Here is an 18,973-nt window from a genome sequence, read left to right as displayed (position 1 = left end):
CGGGGTATAGCGCAGTCCGGTAGCGCGCCTGCTTTGGGAGCAGGATGTCAGGAGTTCGAATCCCCTTACCCCGACCATATTGAAAATCCTCGTATCGAAAGATACGGGGATTTTTTTTTTGCGTGCGATAAAGCGGATTTGACTTAAGACATCGTACAACCTGCCGATAACCCGCCGACAGGGGCCTTGCCCCACTTCAGGCCAATAATAAAAAAGGCATTCCCTATGGTTCTTCGTCAGCTGAATATCGCCCCTCGTGCCGCGTTGGGTTTTGCCTTGATCGCCGTGCTGGTGGCATTGCTCGGGGGGTTCGCGCTGGGACAGATGTCGAGTATCCGTGACAGTGAAGTCGCGGTAGAGACCCAGTGGCTGCCGAGCATTCGCGGTGGTGATGAGATCCGCGAGTGGATGTTGCGCATCCGCACCATTTCCCTGCGCATGGCCCTGGACCAGGACCCGAAGAATATTGCGGTGTATCGCGGACAGATGGATACGCGCGACAAGGAGCTGAGCGAAAAAATCGCGGCCTACGAAAAGCTCGTCGTGACGCCTGAAGGCAAGGCGCTTTATGACCAGTTCAAGCAAACCTTCGCCGCTTATCGTACGGGTATCGCCCAATCCTTCACCCTGGCAGAGCAAGGGCGTCGGGACGAGCTGATCAAGCTGCTGCTGGTGGACATGAAGACCGTGGTGGACGGTTCCGGCAAACAGCTCAACGACCTGGCGGAGCTGTTCTCCAAGCAAGTGTCCATCGAGAGTCAGAAGTCCCAGGAGCACTACGCCAATTCCCGCATGATCGTCAGCCTGTTCGTTGTGCTCGCCGCCCTGGCCACGGTGGCCCTGGCCATGCTGCTCACGCGCAGCATCGTCAAACCCTTGGGTGAGGCGCTCAATGCTGCGGAGAACGTCGCCCGGGGTGACCTGACCCGGCCAATCGAGACCCATGGCAACGACGAAGTGAGTCGCTTGCTCAAGGCGTTGGCGGCCATGCAGCAGAATCTGCGTGAGACGTTGCAGGGCATCAGCGGTTCGGCCGCGCAACTGGCCACCGCAGCCGATGAACTGAACGCCGTCACGCTCGACAGCACCCAAAGCCTGCAACAACAGAACAACGAAATTGAACAGGCTGCCACGGCCGTCACCGAAATGACCACCGCCGTGGAAGAAGTCGCGCGCAATGCGGTTTCCACTTCCGATGCCACGCGTCAGTCCAGTGAGTCGGCGTCCCTTGGGCAACAGCGAGTCAGCGACACGGTCGACGCCATCGGCGCCCTCGCCAGCGACGTGCAAGTGACTGGCGGCCTGGTGCAATCCCTGGCCAACCAATCGCAGGATATCGGCAAGGTGCTGGACGTGATCCGCGCCATCGCCGAGCAGACCAATCTGCTGGCCCTCAACGCGGCCATTGAAGCGGCCCGGGCGGGTGAGAGTGGACGTGGGTTTGCAGTGGTGGCCGATGAGGTGCGGGCGCTGGCTTATCGCACGCAGCAATCGACCCAGGAAATCGAGCAAATGGTCCAAGGCATGCGCAGCGGCGCCACCCAGGCACTCGACTCCATGCAAGCCAGCTCCAGTCGCGCCGCCAGTACCCTGGCCATGGCGGAGCGGGCGGGGGACGCGTTGCAGACCATCACGGCGTCGGTCAATGAAATCCATGAACGCAACCTGGTGATTGCCAGCGCCGCCGAAGAGCAGGCACAAGTGGCCCGCGAGGTGGATCGCAACCTGGTGAACATTCGTGATTTGTCGGTGCGTTCGGCTTCCGGCGCGGACCAGACCAGTGCGTCCAGCCATGAGTTGTCGCAACTGGCCAATTCGTTGCGCACGATGGTGCAGCGATTTCAGGTTTGATTATTGAAGGGACATTGAAGGGATGATCGCTCCCACGCAGAGCGCGGGAGCGATCATCTGTAAGGTCTCAGTGCAGTTTTAGCCGTGGCTCAGTCCCGCGCCCGATCTTGCTGCCCAGCATCAGCATGGCCGTGCGGAACATGCCGTACAGTGCCATCTGGTGCATGCGGTAGAGCGAAACGTAGAACATCCGCGCCAGCCAGCCTTCGAGCATCACGCTGCCGGTCAGGTTGCCCATCAGGTTGCCCACTGCCGAGAACCGCGACAACGAGATCAGCGAGCCGTAGTCGGTGTATTTGTATTCGGGCAGGGCCTTGCCCTCGATCCTCAGCTTCAAGGACTTGGCCAGCAGCGAGGCCTGCTGGTGCGCGGCCTGGGCGCGGGGTGGGACGTTGCGCTCGCTGCCGGGTTGCGGGCAGGCGGCGCAGTCGCCGAAGGCAAAGATGTTCTCGTCGCGGCTGGTCTGCAACGTAGGCAGCACTTGCAGCTGATTGATCCGGTTGGTCTCCAGCCCGTCGATGTCCTTGAGGAAGTCCGGGGCGCGAATCCCGGCGGCCCAGACTTTCAGGCTCGCGTCGATCACTTTGCCATCTGCCGTAATCAGGCTGTCGGCGGTCACTTGGCTGACGGCGGCGTTGGTCATGACGTTGACGCCGAGTTTCTCCAGGGTCTTGTGCACCGGTCCGCCGATACGTTCCGGCAGGGCTGGCAAGACGCGTGGGCCCGCTTCGATCAGAGTGATGTGCATGTTTTCCGGTTTGATCCGGTCCAGGCCGTAGGCGTGCAGTTCGTGGGCGGCATTATGCAGCTCGGCCGCCAGTTCGACCCCGGTCGCACCGGCTCCGACAATGGCGACGCTGATGCGCTCGACGACATCGGTTTGCCCGGCGTGGGCGCGCAGATAGTGATGAAGCAGTTGCTGATGGAAGCGCTCGGCCTGTTTGCGGGTGTCGAGGAACAGGCAATGCTGCGCTGCGCCTTCGGTGCCGAAGTCATTGGTGGTGCTGCCGACGGCAATCACCAGCGTGTCGTAGCCCAGTTCCCGGGCCGGCAATAGCTCGACGCCCGCCTCATCGTAGGTGGCGGCCAGTTGGATTCTCTTGCGCTCGCGATCCAGGCCACTCATGCGCCCGAGCTGGAACTCGAAGTGGTTCCATTTTGCCTGGGCGACATAGTTGAGTTCGTCTTCGGAGGAGTTCAAGGAGCCTGCGGCCACTTCGTGCAGCAGCGGTTTCCAGATGTGGGTCAGGTTCGCGTCGACCAGCATCACACTGGCCGTGCCGCGCTTGCCCAGAGTCTTACCCAGACGGGTAGCCAACTCCAGACCGCCGGCGCCGCCGCCAACGATGACAATACGATGAGTCATGGGGATATCTCGCAAGGCTAAAGGAAATCGGTGCCGTTACCCGAGCGAGCGGCAGTGTGACTGGGCGGCTCATAGCGTCAGGTAACTGATCAGTCGGCTCAACAGGCCCAGGCCGATGGTCACGGCCAGTACCACCACCAGGAGCATCCACGGCCGGAAAGGCCGGCGCTCGACTCGGTGCTGGGACAGTTGCAGGTACTCTTCGACATGCTTCTGGTCTTCTGGGTTCAGGCGGCTGGTCATAAAGGCCTCGTCAGGTAGACGTTGCGGAATGTGAAGACGTTACAGCGTCCGGCTAGCCGGCATTGAAAGCAGCGTAGCCGCTCGCCGGAACGGGTTCGACGATCAGGCTGTCGTCCAGGCGAATGATTCCACTTTTTAACACCCGGGCGGTGATTCCGCCATGGCCGCGTACGGCCTGGAATGTACCTTCGCCGAGGTTTCGCTCCAATCGGGCACAAGGCTGGCACCAGCCGGTGGTTTCAAAAATGGCTTGGCCAACGCGAAAGCGCCGGCCCTTGAGGCTGAACAGATTGATGCCGCTGACCACAATATTGCGTCGCAGCTCCTGTGGCAGCACGGGCCGGTCCTCGGGACGGCCCATCAGCGAGCCGATCACGGCCAGGTGCTCCCATTGGATCAGCGTCACTTGCCGCGCATTGCGCACGCCGGGGCGAGCGTGATCGCCGGTCAGCCCAGCCTCCAGGCGGGCCTCCACAGCATCCAGTTCGATCATGGGCGCGTGGCCCTGAGGTCGTACGCCAATCCAGCGTACGCGGCCCTGCTGGGGCACAGCGGCAATCAATTCCTGCAGTGGGCTCACAGGCTGATCCCGACATCGAACACAATGCTGCGACCCAGGTTGCTGCGCAGGAAGTCCGGCGCGTCGGGGTGTGCGAACAGCACCCGGGCAAACGTCGGCCCCACCAGTGACAGCGAGCGCCAGCCCTGGCGCAGGTATTCGGTCGGCGGTGGGAAGTGACTGTTGAGGTCCAGCACTTCGCGCTTGAGGCTGGCGAAGGCGATGATGTCCAGGTCCCCCAGGTCCATGCCGCGCTCGGTGTAGTTGTGAGCTTTCTTGCGCAGGGTCGGGGCCAGCCGCATCAGGAACTCATTGGCCGGAATCCGCCGCGGCTTGGCCTCGCGACGTACCAGCTGGCTCAGGGAGAAGGCGCTGCGGCGGCGTTGCAGTTCATCGCGCCATTCGTCATTGAGGCGTCGACCTTCGTCGAGCACGAAAAACACTTCGAAATTGGCATCGCGAAACAACACGTCCGGCGGCTCGCCGGCCGGCGCGAACTCGTCGGCGCGATAAGGTACGTTCAGCCCTTGCAGCAGACGCTGGCAAACCCAACGCTCACGCTCCCATTTGCGGGCATTGGAGAGAAAGGCGTTGGCTTGCTCGGCCGCGATGGTCAGCAGGCGTAAGTAATCGGAGTCATCCATGAGCCCAAGCTTAGCGTTCAATTGCGACAAGCTGAAAGCGTTGCGTGGATTAATGGGCGTTGTGGGCGGGGTGTAGACTGCTGGTTTGAAAAAAACGTGGCGAGGGAGCTTGCTCCCGTTGGGCTGCGAAGCAGACTCGAAGCATTTGCGAGCGCTTCGCGCTCGAGCGGGAGCAAGCTCCCTCGCCACAACAGCCTGTTTGAGGCAAGGGCAAGCGAAAGGAGTAGTCCCATGATCGGTGCCGAACTGCTCTCCCCGCAGACGCTGGCGGGCGGCTGGCTGATTTTTCTGCCTGCCTTGGCTTGGGCGGTGTTTCGGGCACCGTGGGTCGAGTTGTTCACCGACAGCCGTCGCCAGCATCTGCTGTTCGGCACAGTGCTGGCGTTGTTCATGCTGTGGCTGGTGCGCCGGGATTTCGATACGGGTGTCTCGTATCACTTCATCGGCATGACTGCCGTGACGCTATTGCTGGACTGGCCGTTGGCGATCCTCGGTGGCCTGTGCGCGCAGCTAGCGCTGGTGCTGCTGGGCCGCCAGGACCTGGCAGCGGTAGGGGTCAACGGTGCGCTGCTGATCCTTTTGCCGGTGCTGGTCACCGAGTGCTGCGCGATCCTGGTGGAGCGCGCCCAGCCGCGCAATCTGTTTGTGTATATCTTCTGTTCGGGGTTTCTCGCGGCCGCGCTTTCGGCGCTGGCGTGCCTGCTGCTGGGGCTTGGCCTGCTGTGGTACGACGGAATATTCGCCATGCCTTACTGGCTGGAAGATTTTGTCGGCTACCTCTGGTTGATCATTTTCCCCGAGGCCTTTATCAACGGTATGGTGATCAGCGCATTGGTGGTGTTCAGTCCCGAATGGCTGGAGACCTTCAACCGCACGCGTTACCTGTCGGCTCCGTGGAACGATGAGGACAAGCCTTGATTCACGTCAAGGCTGTACCACCACACGCCATTCATGCTTTGGAAAATTTCCAGGAGCACAACCATGAGTGTTTATGAGTGGGCCAGACAAGAGATCAGGCGTAGCCACGATGCCGCAATGGAGATCGGTTTTGACCCAGGCTTGAGCCTGCGCGCCTTGCTCAGTGCGATCGTGCAACAGAGCAAGACAGTGCGCAGCCCTGAAGACCTGGCCGATGAGTTGAGTTTCCTGGCGGAAAACCTCGACGATGAACAGGACTACGGTTTCATGCGGCCTTAATGGCGAATGCCGTACACCCAAGAAAACGATGACTCTATGGCGAGGGGATTTATCCCCGCTGGGCTGCGTAGCAGCCCTGAAACCTGACACTGTGGTGTTTCAGATCGACTGCATTCAGCTTTTTGGGGCTGCTGCGCAGCCCAGCGGGGATAAATCCCCTCGCCACAATGACTCAGATTTTTCCTGAGTGAGCGACACTGCCTTAATGCCGGGGCTCGAAGTCTTCGCTGAACAGCTCGTCCTCGGCGTCGGGGCTGACCGGAATCTTGTGTTCTTCCGAGGCCCAGGCGCCGAGGTCGATCAGTTTGCAGCGGTCAGAGCAGAACGGCCGGAATTTGCTCTCCGGGGTCCATTCCACAGGGGCGCCACAGGTTGGGCAATCAACGGTTGGGGTCTGGCTCATGATTGGCCTCCACGCAAAGTAAGGTAAAAGTGATGCAGGCGCTCGACCTCGCTGTGCAGCCAGGCGAGGTCGCGATCATTGACCACCACGTCGTCGGCATGGCTCAGGCGATCCTGGCGGCTGGACTGGGCCTTGAGAATCGCCTGGACCTGCTGTTCGCTGGTCTGGTCGCGCTGCAACGTACGTTCAATCTGCAATTGTTCCGGCGCATCGATCACCAGGATCCGCTGGGTCATGGCGTACTGCCCCGACTCGATCAGCAGCGGCGATACCAGGATCGCATAGGGCGATTGTGCCTGGGCCAGATGATGGGCGATTTCCTCGGCGATCAGCGGATGCAGCAGCGCCTCGAGCCAGCGGCGCTCATCGGCATTCTCGAAGATCAGCTTGCGCAGCGCCGCCCGGTCCAGGGCGCCGTCGGCCTGCAATACGCCGGGACCGAAGTGTTCGGCGATTTTCGCCAGCGCCGGGCGTCCGGGTTCGACCACCCAGCGCGCCGCATGATCGGCGTCGATGACGTGCACGCCCAGGTCGATGAAATGCTGCGCCGCCGCGCTCTTGCCGCTGCCGATGCCACCGGTCAGGCCGAGAATCCAGGGCTTTTTCACTGAGGTATTCATTAAAAACCGACAGACTGCCAATAGAAGTCGGTTATTTGACCACCCCAGAGCAAGGCAATCCAGCCGGCAATGGCCAGATAAGGTCCAAAGGGAATCTGCGTCGACTCGGGAGCATCACGCAAGCGCAGCACAATCACCCCGACAATGGCGCCCACCAGCGACGACAGCAGCAGTGTCAGCGGCAGGATCTGCCAGCCACCCCAGGCGCCGAGCATCGCCAGCAGCTTGAAATCCCCGTAGCCCATGCCTTCCTTGCCGGTGACCAGCTTGAACACCCAGAACAGTGACCACAGCGCCAGATAGCCGGCCACCGCGCCCCACATCGCCTGGTTCAAGGGCACGAAGAGTCCGAAGCTGTTGATGATCAAGCCCAGCCACAACAGTGGCAGCACCAGGGAATCGGGCAGCAATTGATGCTCGGCGTCGATCAGACTCATGCCCAGCAGGCCCCAGGTCAAGACCATCACCATCACGGCGTGCCAGCCAAAGCCGAAATGCCAGGCGACGAACGCCGATAACGCGCCGCAAGCCAGTTCGGTCAGGGGGTAACGCTTGCCGATGGGCGCGGCGCAGCTCGAACAGCGGCCGCGCAGCATCAGGTAGCTGAGCAGCGGAATGTTTTCCCAGGCGCGGATGCGATGGCCGCAGTGCGGGCACTGGGAGTGGGGCAGCATCAGATTGTAGACCGGGCCCGGGGTTTCGGCCGGCAGGCCCAGCAGGTCGTGAGCCTGCAGGCGCCATTCGCGGTTGAGCATCTTCGGCAGGCGCCACACCAGCACGTTGAGGAAGCTGCCGATGATCAGGCCGAGCAGTGCTGCAACGAGCACGAAAGCCAGGGGATACAGCACGAAGAATTCGCTCAGGGGCATGTCAGATCGCAGAGCCGAGTTGAAAGATGGGCAGGTACATGGCAACCACCAGGCCACCGACGACCACCCCCAGGACCACCATGATGAAGGGTTCCATCAGGCTGGTGAGGTTGTCCACCAAATTGTCCACCTCGGCCTCATAAAAGCTCGCCACCTTGTCGAGCATGTCGTCCAGCGCACCGGATTCCTCGCCGATGGCGGTCATCTGGACCGCCAGGTTCGGAAAGATCCCTGAGGCACGCATGGAAAAATTCAACTGCATGCCGGTCGAGACCTCCTGCTTGATGCGCTGCACGGCATGTTTGAACACCACGTTGCCGGTGGCGCCAGACACCGAGTCCAGGGCCTCCACCAGCGGCACGCCGGCGGCGAAGGTGGTGGAAAGCGTGCGGGCGTAGCGGGCCACGGCGGATTTGTACAGCAAGGTGCCTATCAGCGGCAGCTTGAGCAGCCATTTGTCGCGCCAGTCGCGAAAGCGCTCCGAACGCCTGAGCGCGTACTTCACGCCAAAAAACGCCCCCATCAACCCGCCCAGCATTACCCACCACCATTGCTGCATGATTTCCGACAGGCCGATGACCATCACCGTGAAGGCTGGCAGTTGCGCGCCGAACCCGGAGAATACCGACTCGAATTGCGGCACGACCTTGACCAGGAGGATCCCCGTGACCACTGCGGCAACGAGGACCACGGCCGCCGGGTAGGTCATGGCTTTCTTGATCTTGGCCTTGAGCGCTTCGCTCTTTTCCTTGTAGGTCGCGACCCGGTCCAGCAGGGTGTCCAGGGCACCGGCCTGTTCGCCGGCATCCACCAGGTTGCAGTACAGCTCGTCGAAATATTGTGGGCACTTGCGCAGCGCCGCGGCGAAGCTGTTGCCGGCGGCGACTTCCTGCTTCACCTCGTCCACCAGCTTGCGCATGCTGGGGTTGTCGAAGCCTTCGCCAATGATGTCGAACGCCTGCAGCAGTGGCACGCCAGCCTTGAGCATCGTGGCCATCTGGCGGGTGAAGAGGGCGATATCCAGTGGCTTGATACGCTTGCCCTTGCTGAATATCGAAGTGGATTTCTTGCGCACCTTCTGCGGGTTGATGCCTTGTTTGCGCAGCTGTGCCTTGACCAGCGCCGGGCTCTGGCCCGTCAGCTCGCCACTCATTTTTGTGCCTTTGCGGTCCTTGCCTTCCCAAGTGTAAACATCGGTTTTGACTGCCTTGACCGCCATGTTCAATCCTTGGTGACCCGGTTGATTTCTTCGAGGCTGGTGACGCCCTGCATCACTTTGAGCAGCCCCGACGTGCGCAGGTCATTGAAACCGTCCTTGCGCATTTGCAGATCGATCTCCAGCGAGTTGCCCTCGGCCATGATCAACCGTTGCAGCTCGGGCGTGTTCTTGACCACTTCGTAAACTCCCACGCGCCCTTTGTAACCGTTGTTGCACTGTTCGCAACCGACCGGCTCATAGATCGTGAATGTGCCGAGGTGTTCCCGAGGGAAACCTTCCTTGAGCAAGGTTTCCTCGGGAATCTCGATGGCTTTCTTGCAGTGACTGCACAGCTTGCGCGCCAGCCGCTGGGCAATGATCAGGTGCACGGCGGTGGCGATGTTGAACCCCGGAATGCCCATGTTCTGCAGGCGGATCAGGGTTTCGGCAGCGCTGTTGGTGTGCAGGGTGGAGAGCACCAGGTGCCCGGTCTGGGCGGCCTTGATGGCGATCTCGGCGGTTTCCAGGTCGCGGATCTCGCCGACCATGATCACGTCCGGGTCCTGGCGCAGGAACGAGCGCAGGGCCTGGGCGAAGTCCAGCCCCTGGCGCGGATTCACGTTGACCTGGTTGATGCCTTCCATGTTGATTTCCACCGGGTCTTCGGCGGTGGAAATGTTGATGTCCACGGTGTTGAGGATATTCAGCCCGGTGTAGAGCGACACGGTCTTGCCCGAGCCGGTCGGACCGGTCACCAGGATCAGCCCTTGCGGTTGCTTGAGGGCGGCCATGTACAGGTCTTTCTGGTCCGGTTCGTAGCCCAGGGCATCGATGCCCATTTGCGCACTGGAGGGGTCGAGGATCCGGATCACCACTTTTTCGCCCCAGAGCGTGGGCAGGGTGTTGACCCGGAAATCGATGGACTTGGTTTTCGACAGACGCATTTTCAGCCGCCCGTCCTGGGGTTTGCGCCGCTCGGAAATATCCAGGCTGGCCATGACTTTCAGGCGGGCGGCGATACGGTTGGCCAGTTGGATCGGCGGCCTGGCCACTTCCCGCAGTATGCCGTCGGTGCGCACCCGCACCCGGTAGATTTTTTCATAGGGTTCAAAGTGCAAGTCGGAAGAGCCGCCCTTGATCGCGTCCAGCAGCATCTTGTTGACGAAGCGCACCACCGGCGCGTCGTCGGTGTCTTGACCGCCGATGGAGTCCTGCTTGGAATCGTCGATCGACTCGATGTCCAGGCCATCGAGATCGACATCGCCCATGCCTTCCAGGCCTGTACTGCTGGATTCGAAAAACTTTTCGATGGCGTCACTGAGCTTGTTGTCCTCCACCAGGATGGCTTCGGTGGTCAGGCCGGTACTGAACTGGATGTCATTGATGGCCTGGTGATTGGTCGGGTCGGAAATGCCCACGAACAGCTTGTTGCCGCGTCGCCACAGTGGCAGGGCATGATGTTGGCGCACCAGTTTTTCACTGACCAGCCCCGTGGGTTGGGTGTCTTTCTCCAGGCTGCTGAGGTCCAGCAGGGCCACGCCGAAATGTTCCGAGGCGATTTCCGCCACCTGACGGCTCTGGACCAGTTTGTTTTGCACCAGATAACTGACCAAGGGCATGCGACTGCGCTGGGCCTGTTGGTACGCCTGCTGAGCATTTTGCTCGGTGATCAGTTCGGCCAGCACCAGTTGCTTGGCCAGACCGCTGAGGGGAATGTCATTCATGGGAATACCGACGGCGGACAGTTCATGACTTATAGCCTAGTCAAGCATCGACGCCAAACCAGCGGAGCAGGGTGACAAAAAACGTCAGATAGTGCGGTTGTTGGGGTAGGACGCAGGAGCCTGGCCGGTCGAACCCCTTGCTGGCAGGGCGCGTAGGGTTGGCATGTGCCGTGCAACGGCCGTTTCAGGTCATGAGATTTCGCCTCATGCATTGGAGATGTCTATGAATAAGCAGAGTGGTTTTACCCTGATCGAGCTGCTGATCGTTGTGGCGATCATCGGCATTCTGGCGACGTTTGCGTTGCCGCAGTATTCCAAGTACCAGGCCAGGGCGAAGGCTACGGCCGGTCTGGCAGAGGTATCCGCGTTGAAAGTGCCATTTGAGGACGTCATGAATCAAGGGACCAATCCAACGTTGGACCTTATAGGGGGAACTGCATCCACCAGTAACTGCACGATGACCGCTTCAGGCACGGCTTCCGCAGGAACGGGTACCATCGCTTGTGTTCTTCGCAATGCACCTGCCCCCGTGGCAGGTCAAACAATTACTCTAAGTCGTTCAGCCGCGGGTGTCTGGACGTGCGGCTCTACGGCGGCCCAGGAATTCCTTCCGGCCGGCTGTACTGGCGGCGCTGCCGCTGCCGCCACTCCAGCGAGTTGATGACAGCAGGCGCCCCGCTCTGATGAGCGGGGCTTGATCTTCGAAATCGATCTGACTCCCGTACTTGGAAGCAAAGAGAAAAGCTCAGAAATTCATATGGTTAGTTGGAACCCAAAACCCGCAACTTGCATGTCCAGAATCGGCAGTTCATGCATTTTGCATGATTGTGAAAATTACCGTTTCGCTTAACTTGCTGATTTATAAGTAATTAATGAACGTTTCAAAAGTGGCACAGCCTTCGCACTACTCCTGTTAACCCTGCCGGAATGCATCACCCCGGCAGTTTCTGAGAAAAACAGGAGTTACTCGTATGAAGAAGTTCGCTATCACTGCCGCCGCTGCTACCGCTCTGACCCTGACCATGGCTAGCGCATTCGCCGAGACCACTCAAGCAACTCAGGCGCCAATGATGCTGGCTGCGGGCGAAGTGACAGAGGCCAAGGAAGACGTTTCCGATACCTGGATCACCACCAAGGTCAAAGCTGACCTGGTCACCGAAAAAGGCATTCCAGGCACTGATATCAAAGTCGAAACCAACAAAGGTGTTGTGTCCCTATCTTCGATGACCAAAGTCACTGAGGCACAAAAAGACACCGCTGTGGCGATCGCCAAGAAAATCAAAGGCGTCAAGGCCGTATCGGCTGATGGCCTGAAAGCCGAATAAGGCTAAGACTTCTCGCCTGGACTGGGAGAAGGCGCGGCAAGCGGGCCAGGATATACGTTTGCCGTCGCTTTGGAGTTCATGCGAAAGGCCACACGGACGTGGCCATTACAGGCCCCCGGCATTCGTGCCGGGGGCCTGTTCTATTGTGGGGTGGATCAATTGGGGGGCAGCGGTTGTGGATGAGTCTGTAGGATCGCCATCGCGAGCAAGCTCGCTCCCACATTGTTCTGGGTGATCTCAAAATCAGTGCTCATCGCCATCCTCCTGTGGGAGCGAGCTTGCTCGCGATGGCGGTAGTACATTCAACGCCTCTGTACGGACAAACCTCAGCGCCCCCGCTTGCTGGTGATCTGCACCAGCCGATTCCCCTCGAAGCGCAGGTATTGGTACATGCCGCTGTTGGGGCCGTAGGTCCATTCCTCCACCGGGTATTCTTCCCGGCGGTTGACACTGCGCTTGTAGCCCAGGTCATCCCGCGCCGCTGGCTCCCCGCACTTTTGCAGCACTTCGCTCGAGCGGTCGCCGACGCTGATCAGTTGGCTGCCGCAGCGCAGCGTGTCGGCAGCCGCGGCTTGGCCGGTGGCCAGCGATAGACCCAGGCAGAGTCCGAACCAGGGTTTCATCTATTCGGCATCCAGATGCAGGGGGGTAATCACCCGGCCATCGCTCTCGGCCTGGCCGAGGTTGGCGTCGATGAAGTACACGCGGTCATCGGCCAACTGGCCTTTGTCCACCAGGAAGTCCTTGATGCTACTGGCCCGTTCCTGCCCCAGTTGGCGCAAGAGCACGTCACTGCCGCTCCAGAACTTGATCACGCCTTCACGCAGTTTCTCGATACGCGCCTTTTTATCCAATTGTGTCCATTCGGCGGGCGGTTGGGTCTTGAGGCGGGTGCGGTAGATGCCTTCGAGCAGCGGCGCCTTTTCGTCCTCGGGCACCTGTATCAGCGAGGCCTGGGCCGGAACTTTGTCGCCCCGACGCTGCAGCATCTTGTAGTAGTTGTATTGATATTCGCGCTCCAGGCGTTGGGCGGCGAGCAGTGGGCCGTCGCTGCTTTCGGCGGCGGTGCCTTCGATCTCCAGGCGCAGCTCCGGACGTTTGCCAAGGGCCTCGGACAGTTTGAGCAGCACGCCTTCATTGTCTTTGCTCAGGTCGCTGGAGCCTGGCGCAAACGCCACGCTGCCCAGGTCTTCCGAGCCGCCGCCGGCCACCAGCCCACCGATAAGCTTGAACGGCGCCTGGGCCGCTCGTACCACCAGGTTGCGCAGGGTCTGCCAGATGATTGGCATGACGCTGAATTGCGGGTCGTTGAGATCGCCGGACACCGGTAGTTCGATGGAAATCTTGCCGTCGGAATCCTTGAGCAATGCGACGGCCAATTTGAGTGGCAGGCTCACGGCGTCCGGGCTGTCGACTTTCTCCCCCAGTTGCAACTGCTCGACCACCACTTTGTTCTCCGCCTGGAGCTTGCCCTGGGTGATTCGGTAATGCAGATCGAGATTGAGCCGACCCTTGCGGATGCGATAGCCGGCGAACTTGCCGGAGTAGGGCGTCAGGGTAGTCAGCTCGACCCGTTTGAAACTGGTGGCGATGTCGAGGCTGGCCATCGGGTCGAAGGGGTTGACCGCCCCTTTGATGGTGACCGGTGCATAGCGATCGACCTTGCCCTTGATGTCGACACTGGCCGGTTTGGCCTGGCGGCTGTCGATCGTGCCGATTGCACCGTTGAGCTGTTGGATAGCCGTGGCGAAATTGGGGGTCAGGCTGAAGTCGGCGAAGTTGGCCGAACCGTCATTGATGGCGATACCACCGATGTGGATGCCCAGCGGTTTTTCCTGGGGCGCCGGTTTTGCCGCGGTGTTCTTCGTGCCGCTGTCGGCCGGTTGCGGGATCAGCAGGTCATCGACGTTGGTGGTGCGGTCGTCGTTGATCATGAAGCGCGCGTACGGTTGGAACAGGTTGACCTTGTTGATGGAAAGGCTGTCACCGTGCTGATAATTCAGGCCTTCGAGGACCAGGCTTTGCCACTTGAGGAAGTCGCGGGTCTTGAGCGTGTCGAGGGTGTGCAACTGATCGACCTGGGCGCGGCCGGTGACGGCAAATGCCAGCGGTTCGGTACTTTTGAGGTCGACCGCCAGGTCACTGCCGAGCATCCCGGAGCGCAGCTCCAGGCGAATGAACGGGTTGATGTACGACTGAGCGACGCGCAGGTCGACGTCCTGGGTCTTGACCTTGAGCTTGGCGGTGATCGGGTTCAGGTTGACCTCGCCGTCGGCCAGGATCTTGCCCTGCTTGCCTACCCCGGTGTCCAGCTTGAGGGTAAAGGGTGAGCCATTGAGGGTGTCGTAGTTCTGCAGGTCGAGGTTCAGCGGGCCGACCTCCAGTGCCACCGCGGGCTGGGCCTGGCGGTCGGCCAAGTGCACCTTATAGTCGCGCAGTTGCACATCCTTCAACATCACCTGCCAGGGTTTGCTGGGCGGTGCCGGTTCAGCTTTTGGCGAGTCTGCCGCTGCCGGGGCGGATGCCGGCTCAGCCTTGACCTGCGGTTTGGCCGGCTGGCTGGCGAAGAGTTTCTGCCAGTCCAACTGCCCGTCCGCCTCGCGAGCGGCCCAGGTTTCCAGCTTCTGGCTACGGATCTTGCCCACGATAACTTGCTGCTTGGCCAGGTCCACCGAGGTTTCGCTCACGTCCAGGCGTTCGAGCTTCACCAGTGGACGGCCATCGGGTGCCTTGATGGCGAAGGGCGCGACACTGACCGCGGCGTTGTTGAGCAGCAGTTCGGTACCCTTGGCCAGGTTGAGCTTGTAGTCGGTGCTGAGGTTCAGGACGCCGTTTTCCAGAACCAGCGGCACGGCGTCGCGCACATAGGGCCACCAGGCTTTCATTTGGCCGCCAGTGACTTTGAGAGTGCCTTGGGAGGCAATCGGCGTGAGGCTGAAATTACCGGTCCAGTCGATCTGTCCGCCTTCGGGGCCAGCAGCCACCAAGGTCATGTCGGCATTGTCGTCGGGCAGGGTGCTGAGGTTTTTCAGCTCGAAATCGAGGGTGTCGTAGAGAAACTCAATGGGTTCGCTGGGGCGCAGGTCCTGAAAATGCACATAACCGCCGGCCAACTTGATTCGGTCGACCCGCAGGGGGAACGGCTTGGCCTCGGGGGCGGCGGGCGTCGGCTCGCTGGCCGGCAGCTTGAACAGGCCCAGCAGGTTCAATTGACCGTCCTTGGCGAACATCACTTCGGTCTTGGGCTTGTCCAGCTCGATGTCGACCAGGTGCAGGGCGCCCGACCACAGGCTGTCGAGCTGCAGGTTGGCATACAGCCGTTCGAAGCCGACCTGTTCCTTGCCTGGTTCGCCGATATTCAGGCCCCAGAGGGTGACTTCAAGGCTGAAGGGATTGAGTTCGATGCGCTGGATCTGGGCCGGCACCGTCGCAAAGGTGGCCAGTTGCTGGTTGGCGATGCGCAAGGCGATGCCCGGCAAAATCAGAAAGCCCAACAGGCTGTAGAGGGCCAGTGCGGTCAACAGAGCGCCGATGGCGCGAATCAATCCTTTGGGCATGTGCGGCTTCATCTTGGTGTGAATTCGGAATGCCTTGGAGTATGGCATGCGTTTACGGTTCCGAAGCCACTGTGATTTATGAGATTTGTCCGTTTTTTGCGTGAGAATTCTGAGCCTGGCTTAGAGCTGGAGGACCAGGGTCTTGAGTGGCGGTTGCTGGTCGAGGGAGGGGAAATCGCTGCCGGGCGTCAGCACGCTCCACTCGCGCACCGGGCGACCGGCTTTTTCCGCACAACGCAGTACCTGTTCGCGCCAGTCGTCCATGGGCACTTTTGCCAGGTTGTTGCAGCAGATCAGCACGCCATTGTCGGCGGTGGTGAGCAATGCCGGTTTCAGCAGGCTTTGATAGTCGCGCAACAGATCGACGGTGCCGAACGCACTTTTGGCCCAGGCCGGCGGATCGAGCAGCACCAGGTCGTACTGGCGTTGTTCCAGGCGCACGTAGTTGGGCAGTTTCTGCCCGCGCCGCTGGCTGATGGGCAGGCCGGCCAGTTGGCGGATCGCCGGAAAGTAATCCGACTGCACGAACGCCATCGGCGGCAAATCGGGGTTGAGCAGGCCGTTTTCGCGGCCCACCGCCAGGTTGCCTTCGGCGAAGTCCAGGTTGCACACCTCCCGCGCGCCGCCGGCCGCAGCGCTCAGGCCGACGCCGCAGGTGTAGGCGAACAGGTTCAGCACACTTTTGTTGCGGCTGTGTGCCTTGACCCAGCCTCGGGCGTTGCGCAGGTCGAGAAACAGCAGTGGATCCTGCCCGGCATGGCGACCGCGGACGCGATAATTCAAGCCCCATTCATGCCCGACCAGGTCTTGCAGGGCGGCCTCGTCCGCCTGATAGACGGTGTCCTGGCGGTCGACGCGCGAATTGCCCCGGGCGCGGTCGTTGTAGACCAATAGCGTCTCCAGGCCCAGCCGTTCGTTGACGATGCCGTGCAGTTGCAGCAGGTCGTCGCGCTCCAGCGCTTTATGGAAGCTCTGTACCAGCAGTTGCGGGCCGTAGCGGTCGATGGTCAGGCCGGGTGCGCCTTCCTGGCTGCCATGGAACAGGCGATAGCAGTCGGTGCCTTGCTGGTGCAGTTGGTCGAGCAACTCGTGGCGCTGGTCGAGGGCGGCGCGCAGCGCCTGATTCAAGGAAGACATGCCGGGCGCGCCTTAGAGAAATGAGGCGCGGGAGTTTAGCAGTTATACAAACCCAGGTAGGGGGATTGCATACGGATCTGGAGCCGGGCACCGATCTGTGGCGAGGGAGCTTGCTCCCGCTGGGCTGCGCAGCGGCCCTATCATTTTTGGGAGCGCTACGCACTCCAGCGGGAGCAAGCTCCCTCGCCACAAAGGCACGGTGCTTCTGGGAAGCCAAGTTGTCTGGCTCAGCGATTCAGGCGTTTGTCGATCAGCCCCTCCACCACACTTGGATCGGCCAGGGTCGAGGTATCACCGAGGCTGTCGAGTTCGTTGCAGGCGATCTTGCGCAGGATGCGCCGCATGATCTTGCCCGAACGGGTCTTGGGCAACGCCGGCGCCCACTGGATCAGCTCCGGTTTGGCGAAGCTGCCGATTTCCTTGCTGACGTGGGCCAGCAGTTCCTTCTTCAACTCGTCATTGGCCTCCACACCGTTCATCGGCGTGACAAAGGCATAGATGCCCTGGCCCTTGAGGTCGTGGGGGTAGCCGACGACGGCTGCTTCGGCAATGTTGTCGTGCAGCACCAGGGCGCTTTCCACCTCGGCGGTGCCGATGCGATGCCCGGAAACGTTGATCACATCGTCGATGCGCCCGGTGATCCAGTAATCGCCATCTTCGTCGCGGCGCGCGCCGTCGCCGGTGAAGTAATAGCCGGGGTAGGGTTTGAAGTAGGTGTCGACCATGCGTTGATGATCGCCGTAGACGCTGCGAATCTGCCCGGGCCAACTGGATTTGATTGCCAGTACGCCGCTGCCGGCGCCGCTGATTTCCTTGCCCACTTCATCCAGCAAGACCGGTTGCACGCCGAACATCGGCCGGGTGGCGCAGCCTGGCTTGAGCCGTGGGGCACTCACCAACGGGCTGAGCATGATGCCGCCCGTCTCGGTCTGCCACCAGGTATCGACAATCGGGCAACGCTGTTCGCCTACCGTGTTGAAATACCATTCCCACGCTTCCGGGTTGATCGGCTCACCAACGCTGCCGAGTAATCGCAGGCTTTTGCGGGACGTTTCCTGCAACGGGCCGGCACCTTCGCGCATCAGCGCGCGCAGGGCGGTCGGTGCGGTGTAGAAGATATTGACCTGATGCTTGTCGATCACCTCCCAGAAGCGCGAACTGCTCGGGTAACTCGGCACGCCCTCGAAGATCAGCGTGGTGGCGCCATTGGCCAGCGGGCCGTAGACGATGTAGCTATGACCGGTGACCCAGCCGACATCGGCGGTGCACCAGAACACTTCGTTGTCGCGGTAATCGAGCACGTACTTGAACGTCATCGCCGCTTGCAGCAGATAGCCTCCCGTGGTGTGCAGCACGCCCTTGGGTTTGCCAGTGCTACCGGAGGTGTAGAGGATGAACAACGGGTCTTCGGCGTCCATCGGTTCGGGTGGGCAGTCGTCGCTCATCTCGTGCATGGCTTGGTGGTACCACAGGTCACGGCCTTCAACCCAGTTCACCTCGCCCTGGGTGCGCTCGACCACCAGCACGGTGCTGACGTTCGGGCAACTTTCCAGGGCCTTGTCGACGTTACGCTTGAGCGGTACGAAGCGCCCGCCGCGCACGCCTTCGTCAGCGGTGATCACGGTGCGGCAATCGGCGTCGAGAATCCGGTCGCGCAGCGAGTCCGGTGAGAAACCGCCGAACACCACTGAATGCACCGCGCCGATGCGGGTACAGGCGAGCATGGCGTAGGCGGCCTCGGGGATCATCGGCATGTAGATGCAGACCCGGTCGCCTTTCTTCACACCACGGCTTTTCAGCACGTTTGCGAGGCGGCACACATGGTTGTGTAGTTTTTTGTAGGTGATTTCTGCCGATTCGGCGGGGTCGTCGCCTTCCCAGATGATTGCCGTCTGGTCGCCGCGTGTTTGCAGGTGACGGTCGATGCAATTGGCGCTGACGTTCAGCTTGCCACCGGCGAACCAGGTCGCGTCGCCGTTCTTGAGGTCATAGCGCTGGACGGTTTGCCAGGGCGTCATCCAGTCGAGAAAGCGTGTGGCCTGCTCGGCCCAGAAGGCGCTGGGGTGTTCGATGGATTCTTTATAGAGCCGCTTGTACTCGTCCTGACTCAGTTGCGCAGCCCGGCGGACGGCATCGGCTTGGGGGTACTGGCTGATATCGAACATGACGGTTCCTTATTCTTGTTTTTGCGACAAGTGATAAAGATGCGCCGAGTAGCCGGAGGGTTCAAGTCATGCACAAACAACTGTGGGAGTGAGCTTGCTCGCTCCCACAGAAGTA

18 protein-coding genes, 1 tRNA gene and 1 pseudogene are annotated in these 18,973 nt (G+C 60.8%); 7 read left to right on the top strand and 13 right to left on the bottom strand.

Features of this window, described 5'->3' with window-relative positions; translation table 11 throughout:
• The 3 genes and pseudogenes from BM300_RS25525 to BM300_RS31875 all read left to right on the top strand — a co-directional run bounded on the left by BM300_RS25525 (position 1) and on the right by BM300_RS31875 (position 1,851).
• Positions 1-77 (top strand) — tRNA-Pro (locus tag BM300_RS25525).
• 148 nt (positions 78-225) lie between these two features.
• A pseudogene (locus BM300_RS31880) lies at positions 226-996 on the top strand (MCP four helix bundle domain-containing protein); the annotation flags it as partial.
• Positions 988-1,851 carry a methyl-accepting chemotaxis protein gene (locus BM300_RS31875; protein ID WP_371856982.1) on the top strand — a complete coding sequence of 288 codons (864 nt, stop codon included), beginning with the start codon at positions 988-990 and terminating at the stop codon, positions 1,849-1,851. The pseudogene BM300_RS31880 and the gene BM300_RS31875, both read left to right, overlap by 9 nt.
• A 67-nt stretch (positions 1,852-1,918) precedes the next feature.
• Here the strand turns inward: BM300_RS31875 and BM300_RS25515 are convergent, their stop codons facing one another.
• From BM300_RS25515 to BM300_RS25500, 4 genes are all read right to left on the bottom strand, one after another.
• Positions 1,919-3,217, bottom strand: coding sequence for an NAD(P)/FAD-dependent oxidoreductase (locus BM300_RS25515; protein WP_092150412.1), 1,299 nt, complete (start codon positions 3,215-3,217; stop codon positions 1,919-1,921).
• A 69-nt stretch (positions 3,218-3,286) separates the two neighbouring features.
• Positions 3,287-3,460 (bottom strand): DUF3094 domain-containing protein, encoded by a 174-nt coding sequence (locus BM300_RS25510; RefSeq protein WP_003205686.1) that lies wholly within the window; start codon positions 3,458-3,460, stop codon positions 3,287-3,289.
• Between the two features lie 52 nt (positions 3,461-3,512).
• Entirely contained in the window at positions 3,513-4,040 is a 528-nt protein-coding gene (locus BM300_RS25505) for an MOSC domain-containing protein (RefSeq protein WP_092150415.1), read from the bottom strand.
• Complete coding sequence (locus BM300_RS25500; RefSeq protein WP_003205682.1) at positions 4,037-4,663, bottom strand: DUF1780 domain-containing protein; 627 nt, start codon at positions 4,661-4,663, stop codon at positions 4,037-4,039. Before BM300_RS25500 ends, BM300_RS25505 begins: the two co-directional genes overlap by 4 nt.
• A 231-nt stretch (positions 4,664-4,894) precedes the next feature.
• Between BM300_RS25500 and BM300_RS25495 the strand changes: the two genes are divergently transcribed.
• Both BM300_RS25495 and BM300_RS25490 read left to right on the top strand, forming a co-directional pair.
• Positions 4,895-5,581 carry an energy-coupling factor ABC transporter permease gene (locus BM300_RS25495; RefSeq protein ID WP_092464311.1) on the top strand — a complete coding sequence of 229 codons (687 nt, stop codon included), beginning with the start codon at positions 4,895-4,897 and terminating at the stop codon, positions 5,579-5,581.
• Between the two features lie 63 nt (positions 5,582-5,644).
• Positions 5,645-5,860, top strand: coding sequence for a hypothetical protein (locus BM300_RS25490; RefSeq protein WP_013694234.1), 216 nt, complete (start codon positions 5,645-5,647; stop codon positions 5,858-5,860).
• A gap of 202 nt (positions 5,861-6,062) precedes the next feature.
• Here BM300_RS25490 and yacG read toward each other — a convergent pair whose 3' ends face one another.
• The 5 genes from yacG to pilB are packed head-to-tail and all read right to left on the bottom strand — an operon-like array spanning position 6,063 to position 10,674.
• Positions 6,063-6,263: a DNA gyrase inhibitor YacG gene (yacG, locus tag BM300_RS25485; RefSeq protein WP_072346097.1), complete on the bottom strand. Its 201-nt coding sequence runs from the start codon at positions 6,261-6,263 to the stop codon at positions 6,063-6,065.
• The gene (coaE, locus tag BM300_RS25480) at positions 6,260-6,883 is read right to left on the bottom strand and encodes a dephospho-CoA kinase (RefSeq protein WP_063324329.1); all 624 of its coding nucleotides are present in this window, start codon (positions 6,881-6,883) and stop codon (positions 6,260-6,262) included. Before coaE ends, yacG begins: the two co-directional genes overlap by 4 nt.
• Complete coding sequence (locus tag BM300_RS25475) at positions 6,883-7,752, bottom strand: prepilin peptidase (RefSeq protein ID WP_092225301.1); 870 nt, start codon at positions 7,750-7,752, stop codon at positions 6,883-6,885. The genes coaE and BM300_RS25475 overlap by 1 nt, the downstream gene beginning before the upstream one ends.
• A 1-nt stretch (position 7,753) precedes the next feature.
• Entirely contained in the window at positions 7,754-8,971 is a 1,218-nt protein-coding gene (locus tag BM300_RS25470) for a type II secretion system F family protein (RefSeq protein WP_063324331.1), read from the bottom strand.
• Between the two features lie 2 nt (positions 8,972-8,973).
• Complete coding sequence (gene pilB / locus BM300_RS25465; protein WP_092150429.1) at positions 8,974-10,674, bottom strand: type IV-A pilus assembly ATPase PilB; 1,701 nt, start codon at positions 10,672-10,674, stop codon at positions 8,974-8,976.
• A 223-nt stretch (positions 10,675-10,897) separates the two neighbouring features.
• On the opposite strand from pilB, the gene BM300_RS25460 reads away from it, so the two are divergent.
• Positions 10,898-11,335 (top strand): pilin, encoded by a 438-nt coding sequence (locus BM300_RS25460; protein ID WP_092225303.1) that lies wholly within the window; start codon positions 10,898-10,900, stop codon positions 11,333-11,335.
• 310 nt (positions 11,336-11,645) lie between these two features.
• Entirely contained in the window at positions 11,646-11,999 is a 354-nt protein-coding gene (locus BM300_RS25455; RefSeq protein WP_063324333.1) for a BON domain-containing protein, read from the top strand.
• A 326-nt stretch (positions 12,000-12,325) separates the two neighbouring features.
• Here the strand turns inward: BM300_RS25455 and BM300_RS25450 are convergent, their stop codons facing one another.
• The 4 genes from BM300_RS25450 to acs all read right to left on the bottom strand — a co-directional run bounded on the left by BM300_RS25450 (position 12,326) and on the right by acs (position 18,858).
• Positions 12,326-12,622, bottom strand: coding sequence for a DUF2845 domain-containing protein (locus BM300_RS25450; protein ID WP_092150432.1), 297 nt, complete (start codon positions 12,620-12,622; stop codon positions 12,326-12,328).
• Positions 12,623-15,556: a DUF748 domain-containing protein gene (locus tag BM300_RS25445; protein WP_092464309.1), complete on the bottom strand. Its 2,934-nt coding sequence runs from the start codon at positions 15,554-15,556 to the stop codon at positions 12,623-12,625.
• Between the two features lie 120 nt (positions 15,557-15,676).
• Positions 15,677-16,693 (bottom strand): class I SAM-dependent rRNA methyltransferase, encoded by a 1,017-nt coding sequence (locus tag BM300_RS25440; RefSeq protein WP_092150437.1) that lies wholly within the window; start codon positions 16,691-16,693, stop codon positions 15,677-15,679.
• 227 nt (positions 16,694-16,920) lie between these two features.
• Positions 16,921-18,858, bottom strand: a complete 1,938-nt coding sequence (gene acs, locus BM300_RS25435; protein ID WP_092150440.1) for an acetate--CoA ligase — start codon at positions 18,856-18,858, stop codon at positions 16,921-16,923.
• Positions 18,859-18,973 lie beyond the last annotated feature (115 nt).

Source organism: Pseudomonas sp. NFACC46-3, from assembly GCF_900114515.1.
Lineage (GTDB): Bacteria > Pseudomonadota > Gammaproteobacteria > Pseudomonadales > Pseudomonadaceae > Aquipseudomonas > Aquipseudomonas fluorescens_Q.
This window is presented reverse-complemented; position numbering and strand designations above follow the sequence as displayed.

Coding starts and splice junctions, on each gene's coding strand:
- BM300_RS31875 (WP_371856982.1), top strand. CDS start 988: ATGCAGCAGAATCTGCGTGAGACGTTGCAGGGCATCAGCGGTTCGGCC.
- BM300_RS25515 (WP_092150412.1), bottom strand. CDS start 3,217: ATGACTCATCGTATTGTCATCGTTGGCGGCGGCGCCGGCGGTCTGGAG.
- BM300_RS25510 (WP_003205686.1), bottom strand. CDS start 3,460: ATGACCAGCCGCCTGAACCCAGAAGACCAGAAGCATGTCGAAGAGTAC.
- BM300_RS25500 (WP_003205682.1), bottom strand. CDS start 4,663: ATGGATGACTCCGATTACTTACGCCTGCTGACCATCGCGGCCGAGCAA.
- BM300_RS25495 (WP_092464311.1), top strand. CDS start 4,895: ATGATCGGTGCCGAACTGCTCTCCCCGCAGACGCTGGCGGGCGGCTGG.
- BM300_RS25490 (WP_013694234.1), top strand. CDS start 5,645: ATGAGTGTTTATGAGTGGGCCAGACAAGAGATCAGGCGTAGCCACGAT.
- yacG (WP_072346097.1), bottom strand. CDS start 6,263: ATGAGCCAGACCCCAACCGTTGATTGCCCAACCTGTGGCGCCCCTGTG.
- coaE (WP_063324329.1), bottom strand. CDS start 6,883: ATGAATACCTCAGTGAAAAAGCCCTGGATTCTCGGCCTGACCGGTGGC.
- BM300_RS25475 (WP_092225301.1), bottom strand. CDS start 7,752: ATGCCCCTGAGCGAATTCTTCGTGCTGTATCCCCTGGCTTTCGTGCTC.
- BM300_RS25470 (WP_063324331.1), bottom strand. CDS start 8,971: ATGGCGGTCAAGGCAGTCAAAACCGATGTTTACACTTGGGAAGGCAAG.
- pilB (WP_092150429.1), bottom strand. CDS start 10,674: ATGAATGACATTCCCCTCAGCGGTCTGGCCAAGCAACTGGTGCTGGCC.
- BM300_RS25460 (WP_092225303.1), top strand. CDS start 10,898: ATGAATAAGCAGAGTGGTTTTACCCTGATCGAGCTGCTGATCGTTGTG.
- BM300_RS25455 (WP_063324333.1), top strand. CDS start 11,646: ATGAAGAAGTTCGCTATCACTGCCGCCGCTGCTACCGCTCTGACCCTG.
- BM300_RS25450 (WP_092150432.1), bottom strand. CDS start 12,622: ATGAAACCCTGGTTCGGACTCTGCCTGGGTCTATCGCTGGCCACCGGC.
- BM300_RS25445 (WP_092464309.1), bottom strand. CDS start 15,556: ATGCCCAAAGGATTGATTCGCGCCATCGGCGCTCTGTTGACCGCACTG.
- BM300_RS25440 (WP_092150437.1), bottom strand. CDS start 16,693: ATGTCTTCCTTGAATCAGGCGCTGCGCGCCGCCCTCGACCAGCGCCAC.
- acs (WP_092150440.1), bottom strand. CDS start 18,858: ATGTTCGATATCAGCCAGTACCCCCAAGCCGATGCCGTCCGCCGGGCT.